Genomic DNA, 21,368 nt, shown 5'->3' with positions numbered 1-21,368 from the left:
GAGTTAGACCCGAGTGATGAGGAGGGCGCGTGCGACTCGCGCTGGACGCACTGTTCGCTGACGTGCCCGCGGAGCAGCTCGATGAAGCTCGCGACTTCTACAAGTCGAGGGCGGCAGGCCGTGGCCCCGGCTCACTGGAGGAGCTGAAGGATGTCCGAGCGAAGAGGTCAGCTCCTCCTGCCGCCGATCCGCCTGCCATCGAAGAGACGATCGAAGCCGCAGAAGCACGCGTCCCTGTCAGAATCTTCACTCCTATCGACGGTCCGCCGCAGGGCGTCTACCTGGACATACACGGCGGCGGCTTCTACATGGACTCCGCAGCGCGAGGAGACAAACGCAACCGCGAACTCGCAGACGCCCTCCACCTCGCCGTTGTCAGCGTCGACTACCGGCTGGCCCCCGAGCACCCGTGGCCAGCGGCACCCGACGACTGCGAAGCAGCGGCGCTCTGGCTCGTCGAAGAAGCCGATGCCCGCTTCGGAACGTCCCGACTTGCGATCGGCGGGAGCTCCGCGGGAGCCACACTCGCCTTGGCGACCCTGCTCCGGCTGAGGGACAGAGATACCGTTGGTCAGTTCACCGGCGCGGCACTCCAATTCGGGACCTACGACCTGAGCGCACGAACCCCGGCCGGTCGCCGCATCGCGGACGAATACTTCATCCAGGCGTACGCCGGCCATGTGGAAGACCGCACCGTTCCCGACATCTCTCCCATCTACGGCGTTCTTCGCGGGCTTCCCCCAACGCTGCTGATCGTCGGAAGCGCAGACGTGTTGCTGGAAGACAACCTGGCGCTGGCAGGTCGGTTGTCAGCGGCTGGCAATGACGTCGAGCTCCGGGTCTACCCCGACTCACCTCACGGCTTCACGGCCCACCCCACGGCAATGGCCAGGACAGCGCTCAGCAGCGTCGACTCCTGGCTGCGCGACCGGATTACGCAATCGTAGGGACTGACCGCGATCTCGAAGGATCCCAGTCCCAGAGGTCGATTACGTGAGACACAGCCTCGCGCACTCCCGCCGACGTGGGCGGCAAACCATCAGGCGCGCAGTCGACATCGATCGACCGGACACGTCTCATGCCCGGCTATCGCGCGTACCCGATGCGGATCTCGGTCGGATGCAGCGGGAAGGTGCCGAGAAGGTTGTCGGCGGACCCGAGCGCGTCGTTCAGCACGGTCATGAACGGCAGTGTGCCCTCAAATAACCAACGTTCTTTGAGGGTCGGCCGGACACCCCTCGAAGGATGGCCCAGAGCCTTCAACAACTCCCTCAAAACCCCCGGGCCCTCAAGAACCCGCCGACACCCTTTGATGAGGGAAATGCCGGTCTCCGGGAGGCCGTCCGGCAGGATACTGGTGTGACAAAGCGATACGGCGAGCCCATACGTACGGCGCGCGAGACGATGTGCCCGAAGTGCGGCAGGAACGCTTGGCTGATCCACGTGCGCGTGGCCGGCGACGTCGACGTCCGCCGCTGCGAGGAATGCGACGAGGAGGTCGAGATCGACCTCTGGGTGTACGCGAAGCCGAGCGAGGTGACCCTTCCCGGCGCCGGATGATGATCCGCGGATGGCGTCCGACGCCCCCGCCTGACCAGCGCCTCGCCTTCCATCTCCGCGAGTTCCTGCGCCCGACGGTAGGCGGCTGGAATATCGCCGAGGGCACCCTCGGCGACCGCCGCCTGGAGCAGCAGATAGCCACGCTCCACCTGCTCGTTGCGTTCTTCCAACACCGTCCCACCCCCGGGCTCGTTGTGGCTGCCTACGAGCGATCGTCCCAGCAACCAGTCGGCCCGGTGGAGCGAAATCGGCCACTGAGAAAGACCCGGTCATGGGACGACGAGGACGAGATGCCTGTCCGGCCCGGACGCCGACCGCGCACAGTCGAGAACGGAGATCGGCTGGGACCCGATAGCGCCGGTCAGGCTCCGGGTCTGCGCTCCCCGCGGGAGACCGATGTCCAGGTCATGAACACACAAACCGGTGTTTCCGTTCGAGCGGCGGGTCTCATCGCCTGACCTCACGCCGGGCGAGCTCCTTGAGTTCCATGCGCGCGGCGGGTGTGCCCGATGGTCCACACCAGTACGGGTGTCCGGCGATCTGTTTCGACAGCTGCTGCAGGCGCCAGCGGTCCCTCGTGGTGCTGGCTGTCGGCCCGGATTTGGCGAGCTGCCAGTACGTGCGGTACCAGGCGGTCTGCGCCTCCACGAGGTCGAGAGGGAAGTCGTGGCTCATGCCTCGCGTTAGATCGCTTGTTCGGATTCTGGGGCAACCAGATGCCACGAGGGGCATGCCGCAGGAGATCGGCGCGGGAGGTCTCCGGCTGATATGCCTGCGTGCTCGAGGGCAACTGGAGCCTCGCTGCCGCGTATCCACTTTGAGGTGATGCCTCGGGGAATTGAGCGCCCGGCCCCACAGGGCAGGCCACGGTGACGGTCATGATGATTCGTCGCTGGGCCGCTGCAGCGGCCGCCATGCTGGCAACCGCCGGCCTCGTGGGCTCCGCTCCCTCGAGCTGGGCCGTACCGAGCACTCCGAGTACTGCGTCTTCCATCGCCGGTCCCGTGTCGGCGACGGAGCTTCCGGAGCCCCCGACGGCGGAGGAGGCCCGGACGGAACTGGACGAGCTGACCGTCGTACCCGAGGACGATGTCCCCGGCTACAGCCGGGCAAAGTTCCCCCACTGGGCCACCCAGTACGGCACCTGCGACACCCGCGAAGTCGTCCTCGCCCGGGACGGCGATCAGGTCACCCAGGACGGGCAGTGCCGGGCCACCGTCGGCAGCTGGCGCTCGGCGTACGACGGCGCGGTGCTCGACGCGGCATCCAAGGTAGACATCGACCACGTCGTGCCGCTGAAAGAGGCATGGCGGTCCGGCGCCTCGCAGTGGACGACCGCGGATCGCCGGGCCTTCGCCAACGATCTCGCCCATTCCCAGCTCATCGCCGTCTCGGCCCGCTCCAACCGGACGAAGAGCGATCGAGACCCCTCCGATTGGCAGCCGGACCTGGCCAGCTACCGCTGCACGTACGCCCGTGCGTGGATCTCCGTGAAGCACGCCTACGCCCTCACCACGGACGAGGACGAGCATGCCGCGCTGACCGGCATGCTCGACACCTGCGCCTGATGCGCATTGGCTCCCGGCGCGCTGGAGTGTCCGGCGCGCCGGGAGCCGGGAGGGATGCCGCCGGGCGTCCAGGCGATGGCGGCCCGGTCGTCGCTGCTCCCTGGAGTGCTCCCGCGCGCTCTACCGCTGCCCCTGATTACTGGCGGGAGGGGGTTATTCCGACCGTGCACTATTCCGGCCTTGGGGACGCGGAGGGCCCCGCACGAAACCGGGAGGTCGGGGGTTCACGTGCGGGGCCGCTCACGGGGTGTGGGCCGTCAGACTCCGATCAGGGTGTACGTACCCGTACCGTCCTGCCTGCCGCTGGAGTACTGGCGTATGAACTCCCCGTCCGCGTAACGGTCGTGACCCATCATGGAGCCGGTGTACTTGTTCTGCACACCGATCTTCGAGCTGCCGGGTACGTCGCGGTAGATGTAGAACCGCTGGAGGTCGTCCTCCGTGCAGGGGGCCGTCTGCAGGACCGCCTGTTCAGTGGCCGCGTTCTGCTCGGCGATGGTCGCGCACCCGCCGTTGCCCCAGTTCCACAGGGACGCCTCGAGGACCCCGTTGTTCTCCGTCACGTTGCACAGGCGCCAGTTGTCCAGGTGGGCGCTGAAGATCGACGAGGGCCGCAGGCGGACACCGTCGTCCGCCAGGAGCGGCGCGCCCCAGGACAGGGGCTTGCCGGGTACGGCGATCTTGTAGACCTCGGCCTTGCAGTCGAGAGCGGCCCGCGCGCTACGCCCGGTGGCCTTGGGCTGTTCGGCGGACGTGCCGCTGGTGAGCGCCGGGCGCTGCACGAGGCGGTCCCGCTTTTGCTTCGCCGTCGGCGCCACCGCACCCGCCGGGTGCTCGGCCTTCGCGGCAGCCGAGCCGCAGTCGAGGAGGCCTTGTGCCTTGGCCATGATGCTGCCTGCGGGCACCTCGTCCTGGCAGCGCACCGCGCCTTCCTCGAGGGTGGTGTAGGTGGTGAAGTTGCCGCCGTCGGGCCCCTCGATCCACTTCAACGCCCAACTGCCGTCGCCCTGTTGGACGCGGTTGCAGTTGAGGCTTCCGTACGTACCGGTGACCTTCTTGGTGCCCTTGTAGGCGCCGTAGTAGCCGGGCTGGCTGAAGTTCCACGTGACCGCATTCGACTCGGTGCTGGTGGAGGTGTAGTCGACCTTCACGTTCAGGCCCAGGCTCGCGCCGACCTTGCCGAGGGTCTCGACGGCGAAACTGCCCTCGACATTGCCGTTGAGGCCGACGGAGACCGAGATGGTCGTCTGGGTGCTGGTGGTGACGGTCTGGGTGCCGGTCGTGCCCTCGGTGACGTACCAGCCCTTGAAGTGGGTGATCGTCGGGGACACTTCGGTGCTCTTGATGTACGGGTGGCGTGTGCCGAGGTCGGCCGCCGTACAGGTGTCGCCGGGCTTTGCCTGGGCAGCGGCGGGCTTTGCCGGGGCGGCGGCGGCCGGTGAGGCCGCGAAGCTCATGGCGGCTATCGCGGAGGCAGCCGCAGCGGTGAAGGCTATGAGCTCTCTGCCGAAGCGGCCGGTCGATCTTAAGTGACGCATCGTTGTCTTTCCCCCTTTGGCCGGCCCGCGCGCAGGCGGGAACCCCGGCCGGTGGTGTGGTCAGTGTGATGGTGCTGAGCGCGACTGAACATAGGGCCACCCGATGAAAAGTTGATGACGGAATCAGCGAATTTGATCACGCCGGGGCGGAATGGCTTGTTCTCGGTTGGTACGCGCAGGCGTTGCCCGAGTTCATCGTGATGTCCGTCCAGCATGCAGCCGGCGGGCGCCGAGAGCGGGTACAGCCGCGGGACGACCGGGGGTCTGCCGGACGCGGCAGACAGGGCACGGACCTGACGAGGGGGTATACCCGCGCGCCAAATTGGGGATGGAAGCCGGCTGCGGACCACCGCGCCTCGTCCCTGGTGCCGGCTCCCCGTACGGCGCTCGTATCCGGCTCCGACGGATGGCTGCCCACCACCGGAGAGCGCCGGACCCGTCATGAAATCCGGACAAGGCTGCGAATTCCGAACCTGGGCCCGATCAGTGGTTCCTGCCATCCCGATCATCTGTACGACCGCGTGACCAACAAGGACCCCGCCCGCGGCACACCGCCCGCGAGCAACTGGCCGCACGTGCGCGGCACCGGACCCGCCGACGACGAACGGCCCTTCGCATGGGACCTGCACCCCCTGAAAGACAACGCGCACCTGCAGTTCGCCCTGCGCATCCACCTCCCCGACATGCAGATCAGCACGGGCGTGGACGACGACGGCGTGAACGTGTGGATCCACGACGGCGTCGCCTCCTGGGCCACGCTCACCACACTCCCCGACGGGCAGGCCGTCGCCTATCAGGGTGGGCCGCAGCGCCTGGCCGACGAACTGGAACCTGTCTGGGGCTGGTGGCTGGCCGAAGGGGAGCCGACGCTGTACGACTTCGGCATGACCGTGGAACCAGGGCACCAGTACGTATGGTGCCGGGATTCGGCAACGGGGCCGCAATGGCTGCTCCAGGCCCACGGCCGGGCCGCGGTGTAAGTCGCTCGCCAGGCCACCTACGGCAGCGTCTCCACACTGCTGGGGCGATCGCGACCGGGCTTGGGCTGGCCAGTGGCCGGCTGTGCGGCGATGGCCTGGTTCGCAGGCCCCACCCGTCGCATCTGTGATCTGGAACACGCGGCTTTGGTGCGACGCAAGTAGAGTGCGATTAACGATGGTTACTTGACGTCACAACCACATTGCGGTCGGTGAGAAGAGGGCGCAGGTGGGGATGCTGCCGCAGGCTCTGCAAAGCCATCACCCCGGGGGCGTCGGCGTGTGGCGCGGGAGCGGATTCGAACGAGAGTAACCGTCCGGTTGCTTCGCGTATAAAAATCTCGAGTGTGCCGTTCAACGTTTGGGCCTCATGGTCGATTAGCTGGTGATCGAGGGCAAGGACGCTCTCCAGCGCCCCGAGGGGGGACCAGGCGCTGCCCACCTTGTTGACCAGAAGGGCCTTGCACTCGTGACTCACGATGTCGCAAACAGCGTGCTGGCTTCGGCTATCGCGCTGCGCGTATTCACCCCGGACGCCATGGCACTGGCCCGCCGACTGCTCGGGGCCGGGGTGCGCGTGGGAGCCGCGGCCTTGACGGAACGCCGCGACGGCACCCCGACCGCCTGCGCTGTCCGCGAGGACGGTGGCCCGGAGTGAGCGACCACCGCACGTCGCAGTCCAGGCCCGCCCTGATGGTGCCGCTGCCACAACTGCCGAAGGCGTTCTGGGCGTTCCACGACCAGTACTACCGGGCCTACCGCCGCTACGCCCACGTGCATCTGGGCGATCCGCACGCGGCCGGTGAGCTGGTCCACCAAGTGCTGATGCACCTGGCGATGAACTGGGCCCACCTGATGGAGGAGGCGAACCCCGCCGCCTCCGCGTGGGCTCTGCTCAAGGAGAGCGTCGCCGGGGAGCTCCGGATCCAGGGCCGCAAGCCCGCGGTGCCCGAGACGGCCATGCTGCAGCTCGTGGTGCGCGCGGTGCTGGAATCCAGCCGCCAGGAATTCGAGGTCATCGAAAGCGCTCTGGGCCTGTACCCGGCGATAGCCAGGCTGCCCGAGCGGCAGTTCGACGTGATGGTGCTCCGCTACGTCCTCGGCTTCTCCACCGATACCGTCGCCCGCATCATGGGAGTCACCGAGGCCACCGTGCGTTCGCACTGCCACTTCGCGCGCCGGAAGATCGCCCGGGAACTGGGCATAGCGTTCGATACGGACTGCGACGATGAGGAGTGACATGACCCCGCGCAGCCTCGATGAACTCCTGGCCGACGCCGAGATCCTTCAGCACGAGTACGACGACGAGGACACCGCGGCCTCACGTCTGCGTATCGAACGCGAAATCGCCGACACCTGGTGGCGCAGCGCGCTGCTGCTCGAGTCCTCCGCTCAGCAGGTCAAGCCCTGGCTCCCTGAGGACGCCCCCCGCCACCGCACTCCCCTGTGCACGGCCCAGCACGAACAGGCCGCCCAGGATCTGCGCAAGCTGTCCACCCTGGTGATCCGCGACTCCCGTGCCGCTCACCACATCGCGCTCCTGGCGCAGTCGTGCCGCGCCGAACCCGCCAGCGCGCTGATCTTCGCCTGCCTGCTGCACCTGGCGGACAGGGAGGGAGCACAGTTTTGGTGGCAGTTCTCCGCCGGCGCCGGAAGCGCAACCGCGGCACTGTGCCTGTACCTGATGCACATGCAGCGCGGAGAACTCCGAGACGCCGAGCACTGGGCACACGAAGCCGCCTGCCTGGAACACCTGGAGAACCAGACCAGCCCCCATGACGACCTGGTCAGCCTCCTGCGCCGGCCGCCCAGCCAGGGACACCGCGGCAGCTGGTACACCCCCCAGTCCATGATCAACCGCACCATGGCGATCCTGCACTCCGGCGTCGCCGCCAGCACTCGCGTCGTCGACAACCCCGCCCTCGCCGATCAGCCGCTATGCCAGTCACTGGCCGTGGCGGTCCAGCGCCTGGAGACCAAATCCGACGCCGACTACGGCACCATCCCCAAAGCCTCCTTCGAACTCGCCGCCCGACTGGAGGACTGCGCAGCACCATCCCCCTGACCCCAAATGCCACTGCCCCGATCGGGCCGCCCCGATCACTCGGCAGCGGCTGGCCCGCTCGTACGTACCCCCCCCTGCCCGCCCCGGCCTCCACACTCCACCAGGGATCGCTGGTGCCCGCCTCGATCACGTCCGAGGCCGGGACCGGCGCCCGGTGAGCGCGATATCGTGGACGGCCTGATGTCTGCTTGTACCCCTGACCTGGCAGGAGCGCCCCGCGTGCCCGAGGACCCCATAGCTCACAGCGAACTCGCCGCTCTCACACGGCGGTTCGAACAGGTCGACCAGAAGAACGACCGCGAGTTCGGGATCGTCAAGAGCGACCTGACGGCCGTGCGTCTCCAGGTGGGGAACCTCGATCAGAAGGTGGGCCGGCTGGAGAGCCGCCTTGAGGAGCTCGGACAGAAGATGGACCGGAACCAGGCCCAGATCGTGGAACTGCTCACGCGGCTGGTCGGCCAGGACCCGAACACCGGCTGAACGCGTTCCTCAATAGGACAGGGCCCGAACCTCAGCCGCCGAGGTTCGGGCCTTCTTCCTGCCGCGGCCGCAGCAGCGGCGGATGGATGGCTGGGCTCTGGCGGGGCGGTCCCCGCTGGCCGGGACGCCCGTGGCCACCACGCAGTGCGCCTCCCGAACGCCTGCCGGGAAGACCTCGCCTTGCGGGACGGCCCGGGTCGAGCAGCTGCTGCGGCAGCCCGGCCGGCGCCCGGCCCGCCGGATGGTAGAACCCCGGCATGACATTCATAACGCCGGGCATGGCGGCTGCCGGTATCAAAGCGACAGAGAGCGTGGCCAGCGCGCTGGTCGGGCGGTACCGGCCTGTGGGCGTTCCCCGGCTGGGCAGCAGGGAAGACCGCGCGGAGGCGTACCGCCGGTTGCTGGACGCCTCAACCCGCTCGTTCAACTACGCGTACCAGTTCGCCCACCTGAAGCGCGAGGCCGGACGCGCCGCGCACAAGCTGCTGCTGGGCCAGACCCCCAGGCGTGGGAGGTCAGCAGCGAGCTCATCAGCGCGCTGCACGGGGTCCGGCTGTGCGGCAGCGTCCACGTCATCGCCGCGGCGGAAACCCCCGTCGAGGCCACCAGCAACCTGGAGCTGAACGAGAAGAGCGCCCGCCGATCCCAGCGGCAGGCCGAGGCGGTGGTCACCGCGCAGAGGGTCTTCCTGGACGTCTGCCGGGAGGATCTCGCCTACACCGCACGCTGGTACCAGGTGCGCCGCCGCCGCGCAGAACGCCGCTTCCTCCGTGAGCAGACCGGGAACTGAGGCCAGCCCATAGCGGCTGTAATAGGGACGTTTCGAAATGAGCCAGGCCCGCGCGGCGTTCAGCGGTTCACCTCGGCCTGCGAGGAGAGGACACTGCAGCCGCTGAATGCTGACGGTATGCCCCCAGCAGAAGGGGCCGGGGCTTCGGTCAGAACGGCAGAATCCGGGTGAGGATTACGTCGTGGGCGTCCTGGTTGATGCGGTACTCGGCGATGCCGCGCCCGCCGAGGATCAAGACTTCTCGCCAGTCGTCATCACCCTCCAGCGGTGTGCTGCCCTTCAGCCACGGGTCCTCGGCGATGGACACCGTCAGGGCGACCACCGCGGAGAACAGGTAGGCGGACAGTCCCGGGTCAGCCAGTGTTTCCCCCACCGCTTCGGAAGGGGCGACTGGCCACAAGCCGCGGGGTTCATCACTCACCGGGCATCGCTCCGCCGTTCGCACGGCGGCGGCGCGCGATCTCGTCCCAGCTCGTGGTCGGCAGCGTGCCCGCCTCGGCGGCCGCGTGAATGCGGCCGCGCTGCGGGTCGCTGTCCAGCATGGCCCGGCCCCACCACTCGGTCAGCGTCGCATCGAGCTCGGGGCCCTGCTCGGCCGCGAGCACCTCGGCGAAGAACTGCGCCCGCCGGGCGCCGCGCAGCGCCTCGGAAATGCCGCCGATGGTGCGCGGCACCCTGGGCTCCGGCTGGTGTCGATCGACTGGCTGTGCGGTCATCCCTCTTCCCTCCGAGTCTGACGGGTCCGGCCGGGGGCATTCCACGACATGGTCACCCTCACGCCGTCGTCCTCATCATCCCAGGGGCCGCCGGCCAGGTTGCCCACCTCGCGCAGGAAGCCGGACACCGGCGGTCATCCGGTGCGGCCGCGGGTGAACTTCCGCAGCGAGCTGGTGTTCGTCCGGGCTTTCTACCAGGACATCGCCCGCTGGGCCGCCGACGATCCTGGCCGGTGGGCGCCCTGGGTGGCACCGTGTCCCATCAAAGCGAGCGAGTGCGCGACGAAGAAGTCCAGGTCCGGCGTGAAGTCCCGGATGGACCAGCGGACCAGGACCCAACTGCCACTGCTGCCCGCATTGCTTCGCGCCGTCGACCAGCAGCGCAAGGACGCCGAGAACCGAATCACCACGGCTGGCGCGACGCCGGCCGGAGAGCGGTTCCTCGTCGCCGGGCAGGAGTTCGAGCGATGCCGGTCCGGGCAGGCCCATCGCGTCTACGCCACCGAGGTGACTACAGGCAGGCGGCGGAACCTCACCCACGAGGAGGAAGCGGGATTCTGGTCCTGGGCGACGGTGGAAGTGCTACGGCACACCGGCATCCGGATCGAGGAGATGCTGGAGCTCACCCACCACAGCTTCATCGCCTACACCCTGCCTACCACCGGCGAGGTGGTGCCGATGCTGCAGGTCGCACCCTCCAAGACCGATGCCGAGCGCCTGTTGCTGGTCTCCCCGGAACTGGCGGAGGTGCTGACCGCAGTCATCTTCCGGGTCCGGGCCGGAAATGCCGCCCTGCCGCTGGTGTCGGCCTACGACGTGTTCGAGCAGACCTGGGGCACGCCCATGCCGTTCCTGTTCCAACGCCGGTACGGCACCGAGGACCGGCCGCTCACCCGCAGCTACATCCGCGAGTGCCTGGTCGCCACCTCGCAGTCCGCCCAGATCACCGTCGCCGGCGATCCACTCGAATGGCGCCCCCACGACTTCAGAAGAATCTTCGTGACCGACGCCATCCGCTCCGGACTACCCCCGCACATCGCCGCGAAGATCTGCGGCCACGCCGCTCTGGACACCACCATGGGCTATGCCGCGATCTACCCCGAAGACGTGATCTCCCACCACCGGGCCTTCATCGCCCGCCGCAGAACCGAGCGGCCCAGCGAGGAATACCGCGAGCTCACTGCCACCGAATGGGACGAGTTCCTCTCCCACTTCGAACTCCGCAAGGTCGCCCTGGGCACCTGCGGCCGCGACTACGCGACCCCTTGCCAGCATGAAAACGCCTGCGTCAGATGCCCCCTACTTCTCGTTGACCCGGCCCAGATGCCTCGCCTTCAGGAGATCCACGCCAACCTCATCGACCGCCTGCAGGAGGCTCGGGACCAGGGTTGGCTCGGCGAGGTCGTGGCGATCGAGACCACCCTGGCCGCCGCAGCGCAGAAGCTGGAGGCCATGCGCGACCTGACCGCGAAGCACACCACCGTCCACCTCGGCATGCCCGACTTCCGCACCACCGTCGGCAGGCTCACTCCCGACCCGGCCGAGGAGGGTGTGTGACCGAGATACGGGCCAAAACCAAAGGGCCAATGAGATGATTAAGGAGGGGCGAGGACGGATCTTTAAACGCCATCGGATGAACGGGGAGGTTCCGGCATGGCTCACGCGCGGAGCAGCGACGAACGGCATCTTCTTGAGCTGCTCTGTCTACTGCCAGAGCTGGAGGACAAGCGGTTCTGGAACCACATTTTGAAACTGTCGGGCGACGGCGACTGGCTGGATTTCAATACGCAGGTGCGGGAGGCCGTTTCAGCCGGCAGGTGCTGTTGGGTCCTGTCGGAGGTGGTGCTCGGACTCTTCGGGCCGTCGGAGTACCGGGCCGAACTCGCGCGCCTGATCGGGTCCAAGCAGCACACCAGCGGCGCCTTCTCCGATGTTGACCGCCGCGGAGTCGGGGAGCAGTGGATCCAAAACGCTGTATCGACGGCGTGGCGGGTGTGGTTCTCCTACGCACGGCCTCAGGACAAGGACCCGTTGGAGGCGCTGAAGTGCAAGTGGAATCTGGACTGACCGTCGGCACCGAGTAGCTGCACGACCTCCGGCGCCCGCGACATGCCCGAGGGCGCCGATTGGCCCACCCTCCACAACTGCTTTCCGTGGCGGGCGTCGATGAGAGGGTGAACTCACCGCGGTGCTGGGTTAGTTCGGATAAGCAAGCGTGTTCGTGGATGCAGGCGGTTCCGTAGGCGCGGGCGCAGGTGCCGACGGAGAGCTTGCGGCGTTCGAAGTGGCCGAGGAAGTCTTCCCACTCGACGTCGGTGGGGGTGCGGTATTCCTCGGCGGGCCGCAGGGCGCGGCGGCGGGTGATGAACGCGCGGTGGGCTTCGATGGTCTCGGTGGGGTAGATGGCTAATGGTGGAGTCGGGTATTGGAACTCTCGGAATGCCTCAGCGGGTGTCGTGAGGCTGGAGGGGCTGACGGTTGGTGTCAGGCTCTGCCCAGACGAGGGTGTAGTTGCGCTCCCAGGCGGCGGTCTCCAGCAGGGATCGGGCGAGATGGTTGGTCAGTTGCGCAACGCGAGGGCGCTGTCGGACGGCATCGCCGCCACCGGCTTCGGTGCCGCCGACGCCTCCCGGTTAGGCTGCTGCGATGAGCACCGCCGACATGGACGCCGACATCGACTTGGCCTTCGTCCGTTCGCTGCCGAAGGCCGAGCTCCACGTACACCTTGAGGGCACCCTCGAGCCCGCCACCGCGTTGGCTTGTGCTCGTCGCAACGGGGTGAGCCTGCCGTGGGGGAGCGAGGAGGAGCTGCGGGCGGCCTACGACTTCGCCGACCTGCCGGCCTTCCTCGAGGTGCTTTTCCGGGTGGCCGGCACGCTGCGGCAGCGGCAGGACTTCTTCGACCTCGCGATGGACTACCTGCGCCATGTGCACGCCGACGGCGTCACCCGGGCGGAGGTCTTCGTCGGGTCGCAGACCTTCCTCGACGCCGGCGTGCCGATCGAGGTCATCCTCGACGGCGTGCTCGCCGCTTTCCGCGAAGCCGGCGAGGAATGGGGCATCGACGCCCGGCTGATCTGCACCGCGCAGCGCCACCGGGAGGAGTCCACCGCCCTGGAGCTGCTCGACCTGATCGAGCCGTGGCGCGAGCAGGTCATCGGCATCGGGATGGGCTCAGCAGAGCGAGGCAACCCGCCCTCGAAGTTCGCCCGCTTCTTCGCCGAGGCACAGCGCCGCGGCTACCGGACCACGATCCACGCCGGCGAGGACGCGCCAGCTTCGTACGTCGTCGAAGCGTTGGAACTCGGGGTGGACCGGATCGATCACGGTGTGGCGGTGGCCGATGACCCGGCGCTCATCCGCCGGGTGGCCGACCTCGGTGTACCGCTGACCATGTGCCCGCTGTCCAATGTGGCGCTCAAGGTGGTGCCAACACTCGCCGCCCACCCGCTCAAGCGCCTGCTCGACGCCGGTGTGGTGGTCACCCTCAACTCCGACGACCCGCCGTTCTTCGGTGGCTACGTCGCCGACAACTACGTGGCGAGCGCCGCCGGCCTGGGCCTGACCCGGGCGGAGCTGACCCGGCTGGCCGAGAACTCACTGGCCTCCTGCTGGGCCCCGTCCTGACCGGATGCCTCCGCAGGCCGCCGGTGGCTGCCGTCAGACGGCCGACATCCCATCGCTTTCGTTGTCGACATCTACTCAACCGTTGAACTCCCGCGCGCGAGGTGACGGCTGCGAACTCACGGACGTGGCAGCATGCGGGCCGTGGCGCTGCGATGATTCGGAGCTTTGTTCGCTGGAGGCGCATTCTCGATGGGCATGGCTCGGTTGAACGCCCGTCATCCGTGGAGCCACAACGATCACTTCCACATTCGGATCGTGGCGAGCCTGCCTCAGCGCGGCCGCGCTGCTCTGGATGTCAACGGCGGTCGATGGAACTGCTGGCGACGCTCTCCCTCGCCTCCAGTCCGCGCACGGCAACGACATCGACGTCAACCTGTATCCGCATGGCCACGAGACGGCTCTGCCAAACATGCCACAGCGTGCAGCAGCCAGGACCGAAATAAAGGCGGACGCATCGAACGGCATGCCGCGCTCACGCTGCCGCTTCTCGAAAGCTTCATGGGCCGCGAGCTGTGTCCACGGACAGCGGTCCGTCCGGGTGAGCGGGCTTTTCGGGTCCCTGTGGGCGGACAGTTGATCTCCCTGTCCGGTATTACTTTTCGTCCCTCGGATGGGGTGGGGCAGCGTCAGCCACTTCGGCTTCCGCGCCCAGTGTCGGTGTCAGTGGTGACTGCGATGCTGTCGGCATGATCCCTTGGAACCTGCTCGACCTGGACAGCGCCTTGCGTGCCAGCTGGGCCGCTGACACCTGCTCCCCGGACGATCTCGCTCGCTCTGGCTGGCAGCCCGAGAACCCGGCCTGGGGGCACTGTGACATCACGGCCTTGATCGTCAATGACGTCTTCGGTGGCGACCTCATGGCCGGCGAGGTGCACTCCGAGGGGGTCCAGCACGGTTTCCACATGTGGAACCGGCTGGCCAGCGGTATCGAGATCGACCTGACACGCGAGCAATTCCAGCGAGGCCGGACCGTCACCGAGGGCCGCGTGGTGAAACGCCCGCCGGGCCCTTTGCGCCGCTGGGACGAGTACCTGCTCCTTCGCAAGCGGGTCATCGAGCGCCTCGGGCATCTTCCGGAGCCGGCCATCTGAGCAGGCCGGGGTCAGTTCGTCGGGCTCAGTGGGACGACGCCCTGGCCGGTGGTGGCCTGGGTCAGCCGCAGGGATGAGCCCTCGGTGAGGACGACGTGGGCGTGGTGCAGGAGCCGGTCGACGGCGGCGGTGGCCAGCGTTTTGGGCATGATCGAATCGAATCCTGAGGGATGAAGGTTGCTCGTCACGATCACCGAGCGGCGTTCGTATGCCGCGTCGATCAAGCAGTAGAACGCCTCGGCCGCGGCCTGCCCCGAGGGCAGCATGCCGATGTCGTCCACGATGATGAGGTCGGACCGGGTGATCTTCGCGACGGCCTTGGAGACCGTGCTGTCGACGGTCGCCCGTCCGAGGTGGGCGGTCAGCGATTCGAGGGTGAACCAGGAGACCTTCATCCCCTCATCGATCGCCTTGTTCGCCAACGCTTCGGCCAGGTGACTTTTCCCCGTGCCGGAGGGGCCCGCGCAGGCCAAGTTCTCCGCCCTGGAGATCCATTCCAGGGTCATCAGCGCGTGCAGGGTCGGAGCGGGAATGGAGGAGTCCTCCTCCCGCCAGGAGTCGAAGGTCTTGCCCGAGGGGAGCTGGGCCTGCTTGCGGTGGTTGCGGCGGGTGGCCTCATCGCGGCCCTTGATCTCTTCCTCCAGCAGGATCCGCACGACCTCGGCCGGGTCCCAGCGTTGAGAACGGGCGGTGGCCAGCACCTCCGGGGCGGCCCTGCGCAGATAAGGAAACCGCATCCGCTTGAGCACGGCTTCCAGCGCGGCCGGGATCGGCGGTGCCGTCGGCGCCGGAGGCAGCGGTGAGGGTGCGGGAACAGTCTCGGGCGGATCAGCAACAGCTGCGGTGGCCATCGTCAACTTCCTTTCACTGGCGTGCTGTTCGGGCTTGCCCGTCCCGGGCCGCTTCGCGGCCCGGGACGGGTGGATCAGGTGGCCTTGCGGCCGAAGTCGGCCCAGGCGGAGGTGCCGGGCTGGACGGAATGGGCCTCGTCGGCGACGACCAGGTCGGCGGGACGGGCGCCATGGCGGCGGTGCTGGACGATCGACATCAAGTCGTCCTCGGCGAAGCGGCCCGCGGTCGCCGCGAGCCCGAGGGAGATATCGACTTCGGCGACGCCGACCAGGGCGGCGAGCTCGACGGCGGCGGCCATCTTCACCCGGATCCGGGTGGTGCCCGCGGCACCCGCCTCGATCAGCCAGGACTTCGCCCCCGGGCCGAGCGCGAGGAAGGCTCTTTCCGCGTCGTTGGCCGGCTTCGGCTTGGGCTGGCGTGGTGAACCGTCCATCTCCTGCGGGTGGCCCGGGTAGTGGGACAGATCGATGACCGGGCGGCCGGGCAGCGAGAGCGGGTGCCGGGCGACCTCGGTCAGTCCGGCCGGTCCCTGCATCCACTCCGGGCGGCGGGCCAGGCGGGACAGGTCGACCACGACGACGAGTTCCTCGCCGTCCGCGCGGACCCAGGCTTCCTGGCCGACCAGGCCCGGCGGGGTCGAGTAACGCACCGAGCCGAAACGAACCGTCTGGTCCCGCAGCACCTGCCGCGATTCGCCGAGCGCGAGGGTGTGCGGGGCGTCGGGCAGTGGGTGCAGGCGAGTCCGTTCGATGTCCAGGGCGGAGGCCGGGGTCTTGCCGGTCTCTCGGTAGACGCGAGTGTTGACCTGCTGGCAGAAGATCGCGCAGGCGCCGCGGAGTTCGGCGAAGTCGCCGTACTTCTCCCGCAGATTCGCGGTCGTGGGGATCAGATCCGCCTTCGCGATGCGGACGGTGGCTTCCGAGCCTCCCTTCGATTCAGGATCGAAGGGGACACACGTGTGTATTTGCAGACCGTAATGGCGTCCCGCGGCGACGACTTGAGGGTGTCGGACCGCGACTCCGGCGACCCGGTCGATGGTCATCGTCTTCTCGTTGTCGGTCAGTACGTAGGTCGGTGCCCCGCCGATCGCCCGCAGCGTCGAGTCGATGCACGAGATCACGGTGGGCAGGGTGCGGTCCCAGACCGGGATCACCACCCGATAGCGCGACCAGGCCAGCCAGGCGCAGAACAACAACGTCTCACGCGTATCTCCACCGCCCGGGCCAGGGACTTTCGGGCCCCAGCCCCAGTCGAACTGCAACCAGAGCCCCGGCTCGGTGATCCACGGCCGATACGTTCGCCGGTGGCCGGACCGCCAACGTTCCTTCGCTTTCGCCACCGCGCGGCGGGTCGTGCGCTCGTCGCCGGTGAACCCCAGCAGTCGCAGGCGTTCGTGGAGCTTGTCGGCCCGCACCGTGCCCTCGGACCGCTCGACCCACTCCTCGATCTTCGGCATGAACGGGTCGATGAGCTTCGGTCGCACGACCGGACCGGAAATCGGCCGACCCGTGTCCCTCATCCGTGCGTACCGGCGCACGGTCTTCGGATCGACCCCCGCCAGCACAGCCGCCGAATGCGCACATTCGGTGGCGTCGAGAGCCTCGAAGATTTCCATGATCTCCCTGTCAGACTTCTTCACGATCCCTCCGGAGATGAGTTGGTTCGGGTGCCAGGCAGCACCGAGCCAACCCCCGGAGGGATCACCTGTTCGGAACCGACACGAATGGGTCCACGGAAAGGGAGATCAACTGTCCGCAAAGCAGGATCTGACTTGTCCGCCTACAAGGATCTTGCGCTGTCCGCTCTCACCTCCGCTCGGGCGAAGAAGGCCTGACTGTGGGCGATACCCGTGTCGACGGTCAGCGGGTCACCTCCGCTCGCGCGGAGAGCACCGGTGCGACGCCTACGCAGTGATGGATGGCACCGGGTCACCTCCGCTCGCGCGGAGCACGGCAGGCCCTGGTCGTCCTTGACCCCACGGAATGGCTCACCTCCACTCGCGCGCAGAGCACAGCAGCTGCTCACGCGTCACCGCGTCGTGCTTCGGCTCACCTCCGCTCGTGTGGAAAGCACTGGGCCTGCCACCCCTCCAAGGGACGTCAGACCGGTTCACCACCGCTCGTGGAGAGGGCCCCGCGCGATCTGGCGTCACATGATCGGCCAGCATGGCTCACCTCCGCTCGCGCGGAGAGGACGTCAGATACGCCGACGGCAACGTGTGGGGCAACGGCTCACCTCCGCTCGCGCGGAGAGGACGCCTGCGGTCACTGGGCGCCTCCGGTCAGATGCGGCTCACCTCCGCTCGCGCGGAGAGGACCCTTCGCGACCTGCGACGTTAGAGAGGCTTTGCGTTTTCTTGATTCAAGGAGCGGCGGTCGTACATGCGCCACAACGTATCGCTTGCCTCTGTCAGCGCGGCCAGGCTGTTGGCCACAATGGCGATCAGCCCGAGAGGGCGTGTACGGAACTTTGTGTAAGTCCTCGATTTTCACTTGGTGTTGAGCCGGTCCTCGAAGAAGAGTGAGAACTGGTTCAGTGCCTTCTTCCAGTGTGCCGCGACGTGGTTGACATCGCGCGCTCTGGGAGTGACCTGCTCACGGATGGCGAGGTAGAGCACCTTCAACGCGGCCTGCTCGGAGGGGAAGTGTCCGCGGTTGCGGGTGGCTTTCCGCAGCCGTGCGTTGATCGACTCGATCAGGTTCGTCGAGTAGACGACCTTCCTTATCTCCGGCGGGAAGGCGAGGTAGGGGGTGAATTCGCTCCACGCGGCCTGCCAGGTCCGCACGATCGCGGGATACCGCTGGCCCAGCTCGCCTGCGGTGAAGTCGGCGAGGGCCTGCTCGGCGGCCTGCTCGGTCGGGGCGGTGTAGATGGCCTTCAACTCCGTGACCAGCTTTGCGTGGTGCTGTTTGGAGGCGAATCTCAGCGAGGCACGGATCAAGTGGATCACGCATGTCTGAACGGTGGCTTTGGGCCAGGTCGCAGTGACCGCGACGGGCAGGCCCTTCAGCCCGTCGCAGGCGACGATGCACACGTCCTCGACCCCGCGGTTACGGAGCTCGGACAGCACGGTCATCCAGGTCGTGGCGCCTTCGCCCTCGTCGCCGGCCCACAGGCCGAGCACGTCCTTGCAGCCGTCCATGTCCACCCCGACGGCCAGGTAGACCGGCCGGGAGGCCACGGATCCGGAGCGGATCTTCACCCACAGCGCGTCGATGTAGATGATCGGCCAGACCGCGTCGAGCGGTCTGTTCCGCCATGCGTCGAGCTCATCGGTGACAGCGTCGGTGACCTTGCTGATCAGGTCCGGTGAGACCTCGACGCCGTACATGCCGGCCAGGTGCGAGCGGATGTCGCGCACCGACATGCCGCGTGCGTACAGCGACAGGACCTGCTCGTTGAAGCCCGCAAGCCGCCTGGCGTGCTTGGGCACCAGCTGCGGTTCGAACGACCCGTCACGGTCCCTCGGAACGGCCAGTGTGACCGCCCCGGCATCGGTCAGCACCGTCTTGCGCGATGTGCCGTTGCGGCTGTTGCCCGAGCCGTGGCCCGCGGGATCGTGTTTCTCGTATCCGAGGTGGTCGGTCATCTCCGCGTCCAGGGCCCGCTCCAGCACGGCCCGTGTCACCTCGGTCAGCAGCCCGCCTTCACCCAGCAGGGCAGCACCCGAGGCGTCGGCGCGGTCCATCAGCCGCTCGACGACCTCATCCACGAGCTCGTCCTCGACCGGTCCGACGGCCAGGATCTCGTTGTCGTTCATGTCCGTCCGTCCCGGCTGGTCAAAGGCCCAGGTCAGAGCCCCGACCAGCCTGCCACATCACGGACTTACACGATCTTTCAGACACGCTCCCCCGAGAGCGACCAGGCTCAGGCCACGTCCATGGCCGTGGTGGTGCCGGTGCCGCCGAAGGGGTCCAGGACGATTCCGAGCGGTGGGGCGTAGCCGAGGATAGGCAGGTGTTGGGTCAGGGTCTCGGGCATGGCGGCGAAGTGCCGGGCGTCCTCCAGTTCGGTCGGTGGCTTCAGCGGGGTGGTGGGCACGGTCCACATGCTTGGCAGGCGGGCGTGTTCGGGGTCGTGTCAGTACTGCGGGCCTCGGGTGAAATGGAAGATGGTCCACGACGCGGTCGGTGGCGGACCCGGGCATGGGGTTGGGCTTGTGCCAGATCATTTCGGCCCGGTGCACAAGTCCGGGCTGGTCGACGCAGCCGGTCGCGTACCGCCAGGGCATGCCGAGCAGGGACTTGCTCGACACCGTCGTGTTGACCCTATGCCGCTTTCGCTGGGGCGTGCGGGGTGACCGTGTCGGGGGCAGAGGTGCTGTTGGGGTGTCAGTCTCCCGGTGCTCGCTCAGAACAGTGCCAGGCCCTCGCCGCTGGTGTCCGCGATGACTGGCCGGGACTGGGCGGGGAGGCCGTCCAAACGGTCAGGACCGGCCGCGGCGGCCACGGCAGGGGCCGTCTCGGCCAACCAGTGGCGGAACCGCTCGGCGGCTTCGCGATAGGAGACTCGCGCCAGGACACGGTGCTCGCCGGAGGGACAGAAATCGACTGCGACAGTGAGCAGGCAGGAACGGGGCGCGTTCTGACTGCTCGTCCAGGACACGCGCAGGACACCGCAGGGCTTGCGCCCGCGGGGGGCGGGGTGGGTCGGGCGCAGCGATCGGCAGGCTATGTGGGCGGTCCATGCGGCGAGGTGCGGCAGGGGCAGGGTGGTGCGTGCGCGGCAGCCGGGGCAGCGGTGCCAGTGGCGGAGCCAGTCGTCGGTGTCGGTGTGGAAGAGGCGTGTGTAGCGGTTCGCCACGCGGATGTCGTTGCTGTACAGGTGGTCGGGGTGTTCCTGTGTGTTGCAGGACTGGCAGACGGGGGCGCGGACGTAGCCGTGTTCATGGCAGTGGTCGAGGACTGCGGCGGGTGCGGTGCGGCAGACGGCGCACTCCCACCCGGCCACCCTGCGGGAGGTACCGGGCTTCCTGCTGAGTACCGAGTACTGCTGGCCTTCCAGCTCTGCGTTGTACGGGCGCAGTGAGGCGGTGGGGCCCTCGGGGCTGGTCGTCTGCCGACCGTCGGCGTCTTGGGCTTGCCGGGGGTGGGAGGGCGGCTCGGTGACGGCTGCGCTTGCCTGGCGGGTCCGCGCGGCTTGCACCCACTGCGTTTCGGTGTGCTCGGCCGCGTCGAGCAGCCTGACCACGGCGCGCGGCAGCCACCACGTCCGCTGTGTCCCGTCGCGGGTCTGCTCCACAAGCGTCCGCCGCCAGTCGATCCCCGCCAGATGGTACGGCCGGCCGACTTCACCTCGTGCTGCCCGCTCGGGGCCGCCCAGCTCCTCCAGTTCCTCCGTGATGCGCTGGCGCCAACGCAGTGGCGTTTCCTCGTTGCGCTCCTGCCTCGGCGCCCTGCGAAACGGACCGATGCGGATCAGGTCCTGCCGATCCATCCCAACCGCGTTCAGTTCCGCGGCTGCTCGGCGTACCTCAAGCTCCGGAACACTCCGCTGACCGCCGCTCGCCTTCACCGTCGCCACCACATGGCCGCCGAGCAGGACGTACCCCACCCGGGCGTGGGCAGGAGAGCAGGTGAATGCCCCAGAAGCAGTCGGCACAGCACTGTCGGCCGTCAAATCGACCCACAGAGCGTCCGCGGCACCCAGGGTGATCAGGCCGTCCGTGCGACCGGGCATGACACGCTCTGACATACCGACAGGCTAACGGCCCACAACGCGGCAACGGGGCTCCAGGCGCCTCGGGCAGCAGGCCGCCGCCCATGCCGCATACGCCGCCCGCCCCCTCGACACCGCCGGGGCGTGATCCCATGACCAGCAATCTGAGCGGCGTCGACCTCGTCCGCCAAGCCCTGGCTGCCGCCTGCGAGCAGGCGAAGAAGAACCGCGGCCACCGCAAGGAGAAGACGAAGCGGCGCACCGGCCAGGCCGTACGGCGGGATGGCCGCGAGCCGCTCGGCTGTGTACCGTCATCACCCTGATGATGACCGGGCGCGGCATGGTCGCCCCGGCCGCCAGCGGCGGCGTCCTCGCGCAGTGGGACGACATCCTCGCCGCGGCCGCGCCAGAGCTCACCGGCCCACGCCCAAGCAGCGAAGTTCGAT

General features: G+C 68.1%; 23 protein-coding genes and 1 pseudogene. 14 read left to right on the top strand and 10 right to left on the bottom strand.

Features of this window, described 5'->3' with window-relative positions; all coding sequences use genetic code 11:
* Positions 1–29 precede the first annotated feature (29 nt).
* Complete coding sequence (locus STRVI_RS44270) at positions 30–947, top strand: alpha/beta hydrolase (RefSeq protein ID WP_014043566.1); 918 nt, start codon at positions 30–32, stop codon at positions 945–947.
* 412 nt (positions 948–1,359) lie between these two features.
* A complete protein-coding gene (locus tag STRVI_RS52335; RefSeq protein WP_014043564.1) occupies positions 1,360–1,560 on the top strand; it encodes a hypothetical protein in 201 nt (66 codons plus the stop codon).
* 447 nt (positions 1,561–2,007) lie between these two features.
* On the opposite strand, the gene STRVI_RS44265 is transcribed toward STRVI_RS52335, so the two are convergent.
* Positions 2,008–2,235: a hypothetical protein gene (locus STRVI_RS44265; protein ID WP_014043563.1), complete on the bottom strand. Its 228-nt coding sequence runs from the start codon at positions 2,233–2,235 to the stop codon at positions 2,008–2,010.
* A gap of 203 nt (positions 2,236–2,438) precedes the next feature.
* On the opposite strand from STRVI_RS44265, the gene STRVI_RS44260 reads away from it, so the two are divergent.
* Positions 2,439–3,128, top strand: a complete 690-nt coding sequence (locus STRVI_RS44260) for an HNH endonuclease family protein (RefSeq protein WP_043242437.1) — start codon at positions 2,439–2,441, stop codon at positions 3,126–3,128.
* Between the two features lie 257 nt (positions 3,129–3,385).
* Here STRVI_RS44260 and STRVI_RS44255 read toward each other — a convergent pair whose 3' ends face one another.
* Positions 3,386–4,666 carry a hypothetical protein gene (locus STRVI_RS44255; RefSeq protein WP_014043561.1) on the bottom strand — a complete coding sequence of 427 codons (1,281 nt, stop codon included), beginning with the start codon at positions 4,664–4,666 and terminating at the stop codon, positions 3,386–3,388.
* A gap of 521 nt (positions 4,667–5,187) precedes the next feature.
* Here STRVI_RS44255 and STRVI_RS44250 point away from each other — a divergent pair.
* The 6 genes from STRVI_RS44250 to STRVI_RS55835 all read left to right on the top strand — a co-directional run bounded on the left by STRVI_RS44250 (position 5,188) and on the right by STRVI_RS55835 (position 8,978).
* Positions 5,188–5,646, top strand: a complete 459-nt coding sequence (locus tag STRVI_RS44250; protein WP_150112975.1) for a hypothetical protein — start codon at positions 5,188–5,190, stop codon at positions 5,644–5,646.
* A gap of 490 nt (positions 5,647–6,136) precedes the next feature.
* Positions 6,137–6,301 carry a hypothetical protein gene (locus STRVI_RS53245; protein ID WP_167543319.1) on the top strand — a complete coding sequence of 55 codons (165 nt, stop codon included), beginning with the start codon at positions 6,137–6,139 and terminating at the stop codon, positions 6,299–6,301.
* Positions 6,298–6,882 carry a sigma-70 family RNA polymerase sigma factor gene (locus tag STRVI_RS44240; RefSeq protein ID WP_050994173.1) on the top strand — a complete coding sequence of 195 codons (585 nt, stop codon included), beginning with the start codon at positions 6,298–6,300 and terminating at the stop codon, positions 6,880–6,882. Before STRVI_RS53245 ends, STRVI_RS44240 begins: the two co-directional genes overlap by 4 nt.
* A gap of 1 nt (position 6,883) precedes the next feature.
* Positions 6,884–7,708: a hypothetical protein gene (locus STRVI_RS46900; protein WP_014043557.1), complete on the top strand. Its 825-nt coding sequence runs from the start codon at positions 6,884–6,886 to the stop codon at positions 7,706–7,708.
* A 219-nt stretch (positions 7,709–7,927) separates the two neighbouring features.
* A complete protein-coding gene (locus tag STRVI_RS44230; RefSeq protein WP_043242286.1) occupies positions 7,928–8,188 on the top strand; it encodes a hypothetical protein in 261 nt (86 codons plus the stop codon).
* A 664-nt stretch (positions 8,189–8,852) separates the two neighbouring features.
* Entirely contained in the window at positions 8,853–8,978 is a 126-nt protein-coding gene (locus STRVI_RS55835; protein WP_014043556.1) for a hypothetical protein, read from the top strand.
* A 148-nt stretch (positions 8,979–9,126) separates the two neighbouring features.
* On the opposite strand, the gene STRVI_RS44220 is transcribed toward STRVI_RS55835, so the two are convergent.
* Together STRVI_RS44220 and STRVI_RS46895 are read right to left on the bottom strand one after the other, a co-directional pair.
* Positions 9,127–9,399, bottom strand: a complete 273-nt coding sequence (locus tag STRVI_RS44220) for a hypothetical protein (RefSeq protein ID WP_014043555.1) — start codon at positions 9,397–9,399, stop codon at positions 9,127–9,129.
* Positions 9,392–9,694: a hypothetical protein gene (locus STRVI_RS46895; protein ID WP_014043554.1), complete on the bottom strand. Its 303-nt coding sequence runs from the start codon at positions 9,692–9,694 to the stop codon at positions 9,392–9,394. Before STRVI_RS46895 ends, STRVI_RS44220 begins: the two co-directional genes overlap by 8 nt.
* A 99-nt stretch (positions 9,695–9,793) precedes the next feature.
* Between STRVI_RS46895 and STRVI_RS44210 the strand changes: the two genes are divergently transcribed.
* Positions 9,794–11,251 (top strand): site-specific integrase, encoded by a 1,458-nt coding sequence (locus tag STRVI_RS44210; RefSeq protein ID WP_167543318.1) that lies wholly within the window; start codon positions 9,794–9,796, stop codon positions 11,249–11,251.
* A 96-nt stretch (positions 11,252–11,347) separates the two neighbouring features.
* A complete protein-coding gene (locus STRVI_RS44205) occupies positions 11,348–11,761 on the top strand; it encodes a hypothetical protein (protein ID WP_014043552.1) in 414 nt (137 codons plus the stop codon).
* 139 nt (positions 11,762–11,900) lie between these two features.
* On the opposite strand, the pseudogene STRVI_RS55410 reads toward STRVI_RS44205, so the two are convergent.
* Positions 11,901–12,101, bottom strand: a pseudogene (locus tag STRVI_RS55410) (site-specific integrase); the annotation flags it as partial.
* Positions 12,102–12,340: 239 nt separating this feature from the next.
* Here STRVI_RS55410 and add point away from each other — a divergent pair.
* Together add and STRVI_RS44195 are read left to right on the top strand one after the other, a co-directional pair.
* Entirely contained in the window at positions 12,341–13,321 is a 981-nt protein-coding gene (gene add / locus STRVI_RS44200) for an adenosine deaminase (protein ID WP_014043551.1), read from the top strand.
* Positions 13,322–14,007: 686 nt separating this feature from the next.
* Positions 14,008–14,412 (top strand): YunG family protein, encoded by a 405-nt coding sequence (locus tag STRVI_RS44195; protein WP_014043550.1) that lies wholly within the window; start codon positions 14,008–14,010, stop codon positions 14,410–14,412.
* 11 nt (positions 14,413–14,423) lie between these two features.
* On the opposite strand, the gene istB is transcribed toward STRVI_RS44195, so the two are convergent.
* From istB to STRVI_RS44170, 5 genes are all read right to left on the bottom strand, one after another.
* Positions 14,424–15,149 carry an IS21-like element helper ATPase IstB gene (gene istB, locus STRVI_RS44190; protein ID WP_050994194.1) on the bottom strand — a complete coding sequence of 242 codons (726 nt, stop codon included), beginning with the start codon at positions 15,147–15,149 and terminating at the stop codon, positions 14,424–14,426.
* A 188-nt stretch (positions 15,150–15,337) separates the two neighbouring features.
* Complete coding sequence (gene istA, locus STRVI_RS44185; RefSeq protein ID WP_043242280.1) at positions 15,338–16,879, bottom strand: IS21 family transposase; 1,542 nt, start codon at positions 16,877–16,879, stop codon at positions 15,338–15,340.
* An 873-nt stretch (positions 16,880–17,752) separates the two neighbouring features.
* Entirely contained in the window at positions 17,753–19,024 is a 1,272-nt protein-coding gene (locus STRVI_RS44180; protein ID WP_014043547.1) for an IS256 family transposase, read from the bottom strand.
* A gap of 107 nt (positions 19,025–19,131) precedes the next feature.
* Positions 19,132–19,305 (bottom strand): DNA methyltransferase, encoded by a 174-nt coding sequence (locus STRVI_RS44175; protein WP_167543317.1) that lies wholly within the window; start codon positions 19,303–19,305, stop codon positions 19,132–19,134.
* 309 nt (positions 19,306–19,614) lie between these two features.
* Positions 19,615–20,958, bottom strand: a complete 1,344-nt coding sequence (locus tag STRVI_RS44170) for an endonuclease domain-containing protein (protein ID WP_043242275.1) — start codon at positions 20,956–20,958, stop codon at positions 19,615–19,617.
* 116 nt (positions 20,959–21,074) lie between these two features.
* Between STRVI_RS44170 and STRVI_RS53240 the strand changes: the two genes are divergently transcribed.
* Complete coding sequence (locus STRVI_RS53240) at positions 21,075–21,245, top strand: hypothetical protein (RefSeq protein WP_167543316.1); 171 nt, start codon at positions 21,075–21,077, stop codon at positions 21,243–21,245.
* Positions 21,246–21,368 lie beyond the last annotated feature (123 nt).

It is taken from the genome of Streptomyces violaceusniger Tu 4113 (genome assembly GCF_000147815.2).
Lineage (GTDB): Bacteria > Actinomycetota > Actinomycetes > Streptomycetales > Streptomycetaceae > Streptomyces > Streptomyces violaceusniger_A.
Note: the sequence above shows the minus strand (reverse complement) of the source record. Positions and strands in the feature narration are given on the sequence as shown.

What these genes read in the sequence shown, in the direction of transcription:
- STRVI_RS44265 (WP_014043563.1), bottom strand. Translation starts at nt 2,235, where the DNA reads ATGAGCCACGACTTCCCTCTCGACCTCGTGGAGGCGCAGACCGCCTGG.
- STRVI_RS44260 (WP_043242437.1), top strand. Translation starts at nt 2,439, where the DNA reads ATGATGATTCGTCGCTGGGCCGCTGCAGCGGCCGCCATGCTGGCAACC.
- STRVI_RS44255 (WP_014043561.1), bottom strand. Translation starts at nt 4,666, where the DNA reads ATGCGTCACTTAAGATCGACCGGCCGCTTCGGCAGAGAGCTCATAGCC.
- STRVI_RS46900 (WP_014043557.1), top strand. Translation starts at nt 6,884, where the DNA reads ATGACCCCGCGCAGCCTCGATGAACTCCTGGCCGACGCCGAGATCCTT.
- STRVI_RS46895 (WP_014043554.1), bottom strand. Translation starts at nt 9,694, where the DNA reads ATGACCGCACAGCCAGTCGATCGACACCAGCCGGAGCCCAGGGTGCCG.
- STRVI_RS44205 (WP_014043552.1), top strand. Translation starts at nt 11,348, where the DNA reads ATGGCTCACGCGCGGAGCAGCGACGAACGGCATCTTCTTGAGCTGCTC.
- add (WP_014043551.1), top strand. Translation starts at nt 12,341, where the DNA reads ATGAGCACCGCCGACATGGACGCCGACATCGACTTGGCCTTCGTCCGT.
- STRVI_RS44195 (WP_014043550.1), top strand. Translation starts at nt 14,008, where the DNA reads ATGATCCCTTGGAACCTGCTCGACCTGGACAGCGCCTTGCGTGCCAGC.
- istB (WP_050994194.1), bottom strand. Translation starts at nt 15,149, where the DNA reads ATGCGGTTTCCTTATCTGCGCAGGGCCGCCCCGGAGGTGCTGGCCACC.
- istA (WP_043242280.1), bottom strand. Translation starts at nt 16,879, where the DNA reads ATGGAAATCTTCGAGGCTCTCGACGCCACCGAATGTGCGCATTCGGCG.
- STRVI_RS44180 (WP_014043547.1), bottom strand. Translation starts at nt 19,024, where the DNA reads ATGAACGACAACGAGATCCTGGCCGTCGGACCGGTCGAGGACGAGCTC.
- STRVI_RS44170 (WP_043242275.1), bottom strand. Translation starts at nt 20,958, where the DNA reads ATGTCAGAGCGTGTCATGCCCGGTCGCACGGACGGCCTGATCACCCTG.
- STRVI_RS53240 (WP_167543316.1), top strand. Translation starts at nt 21,075, where the DNA reads ATGACCAGCAATCTGAGCGGCGTCGACCTCGTCCGCCAAGCCCTGGCT.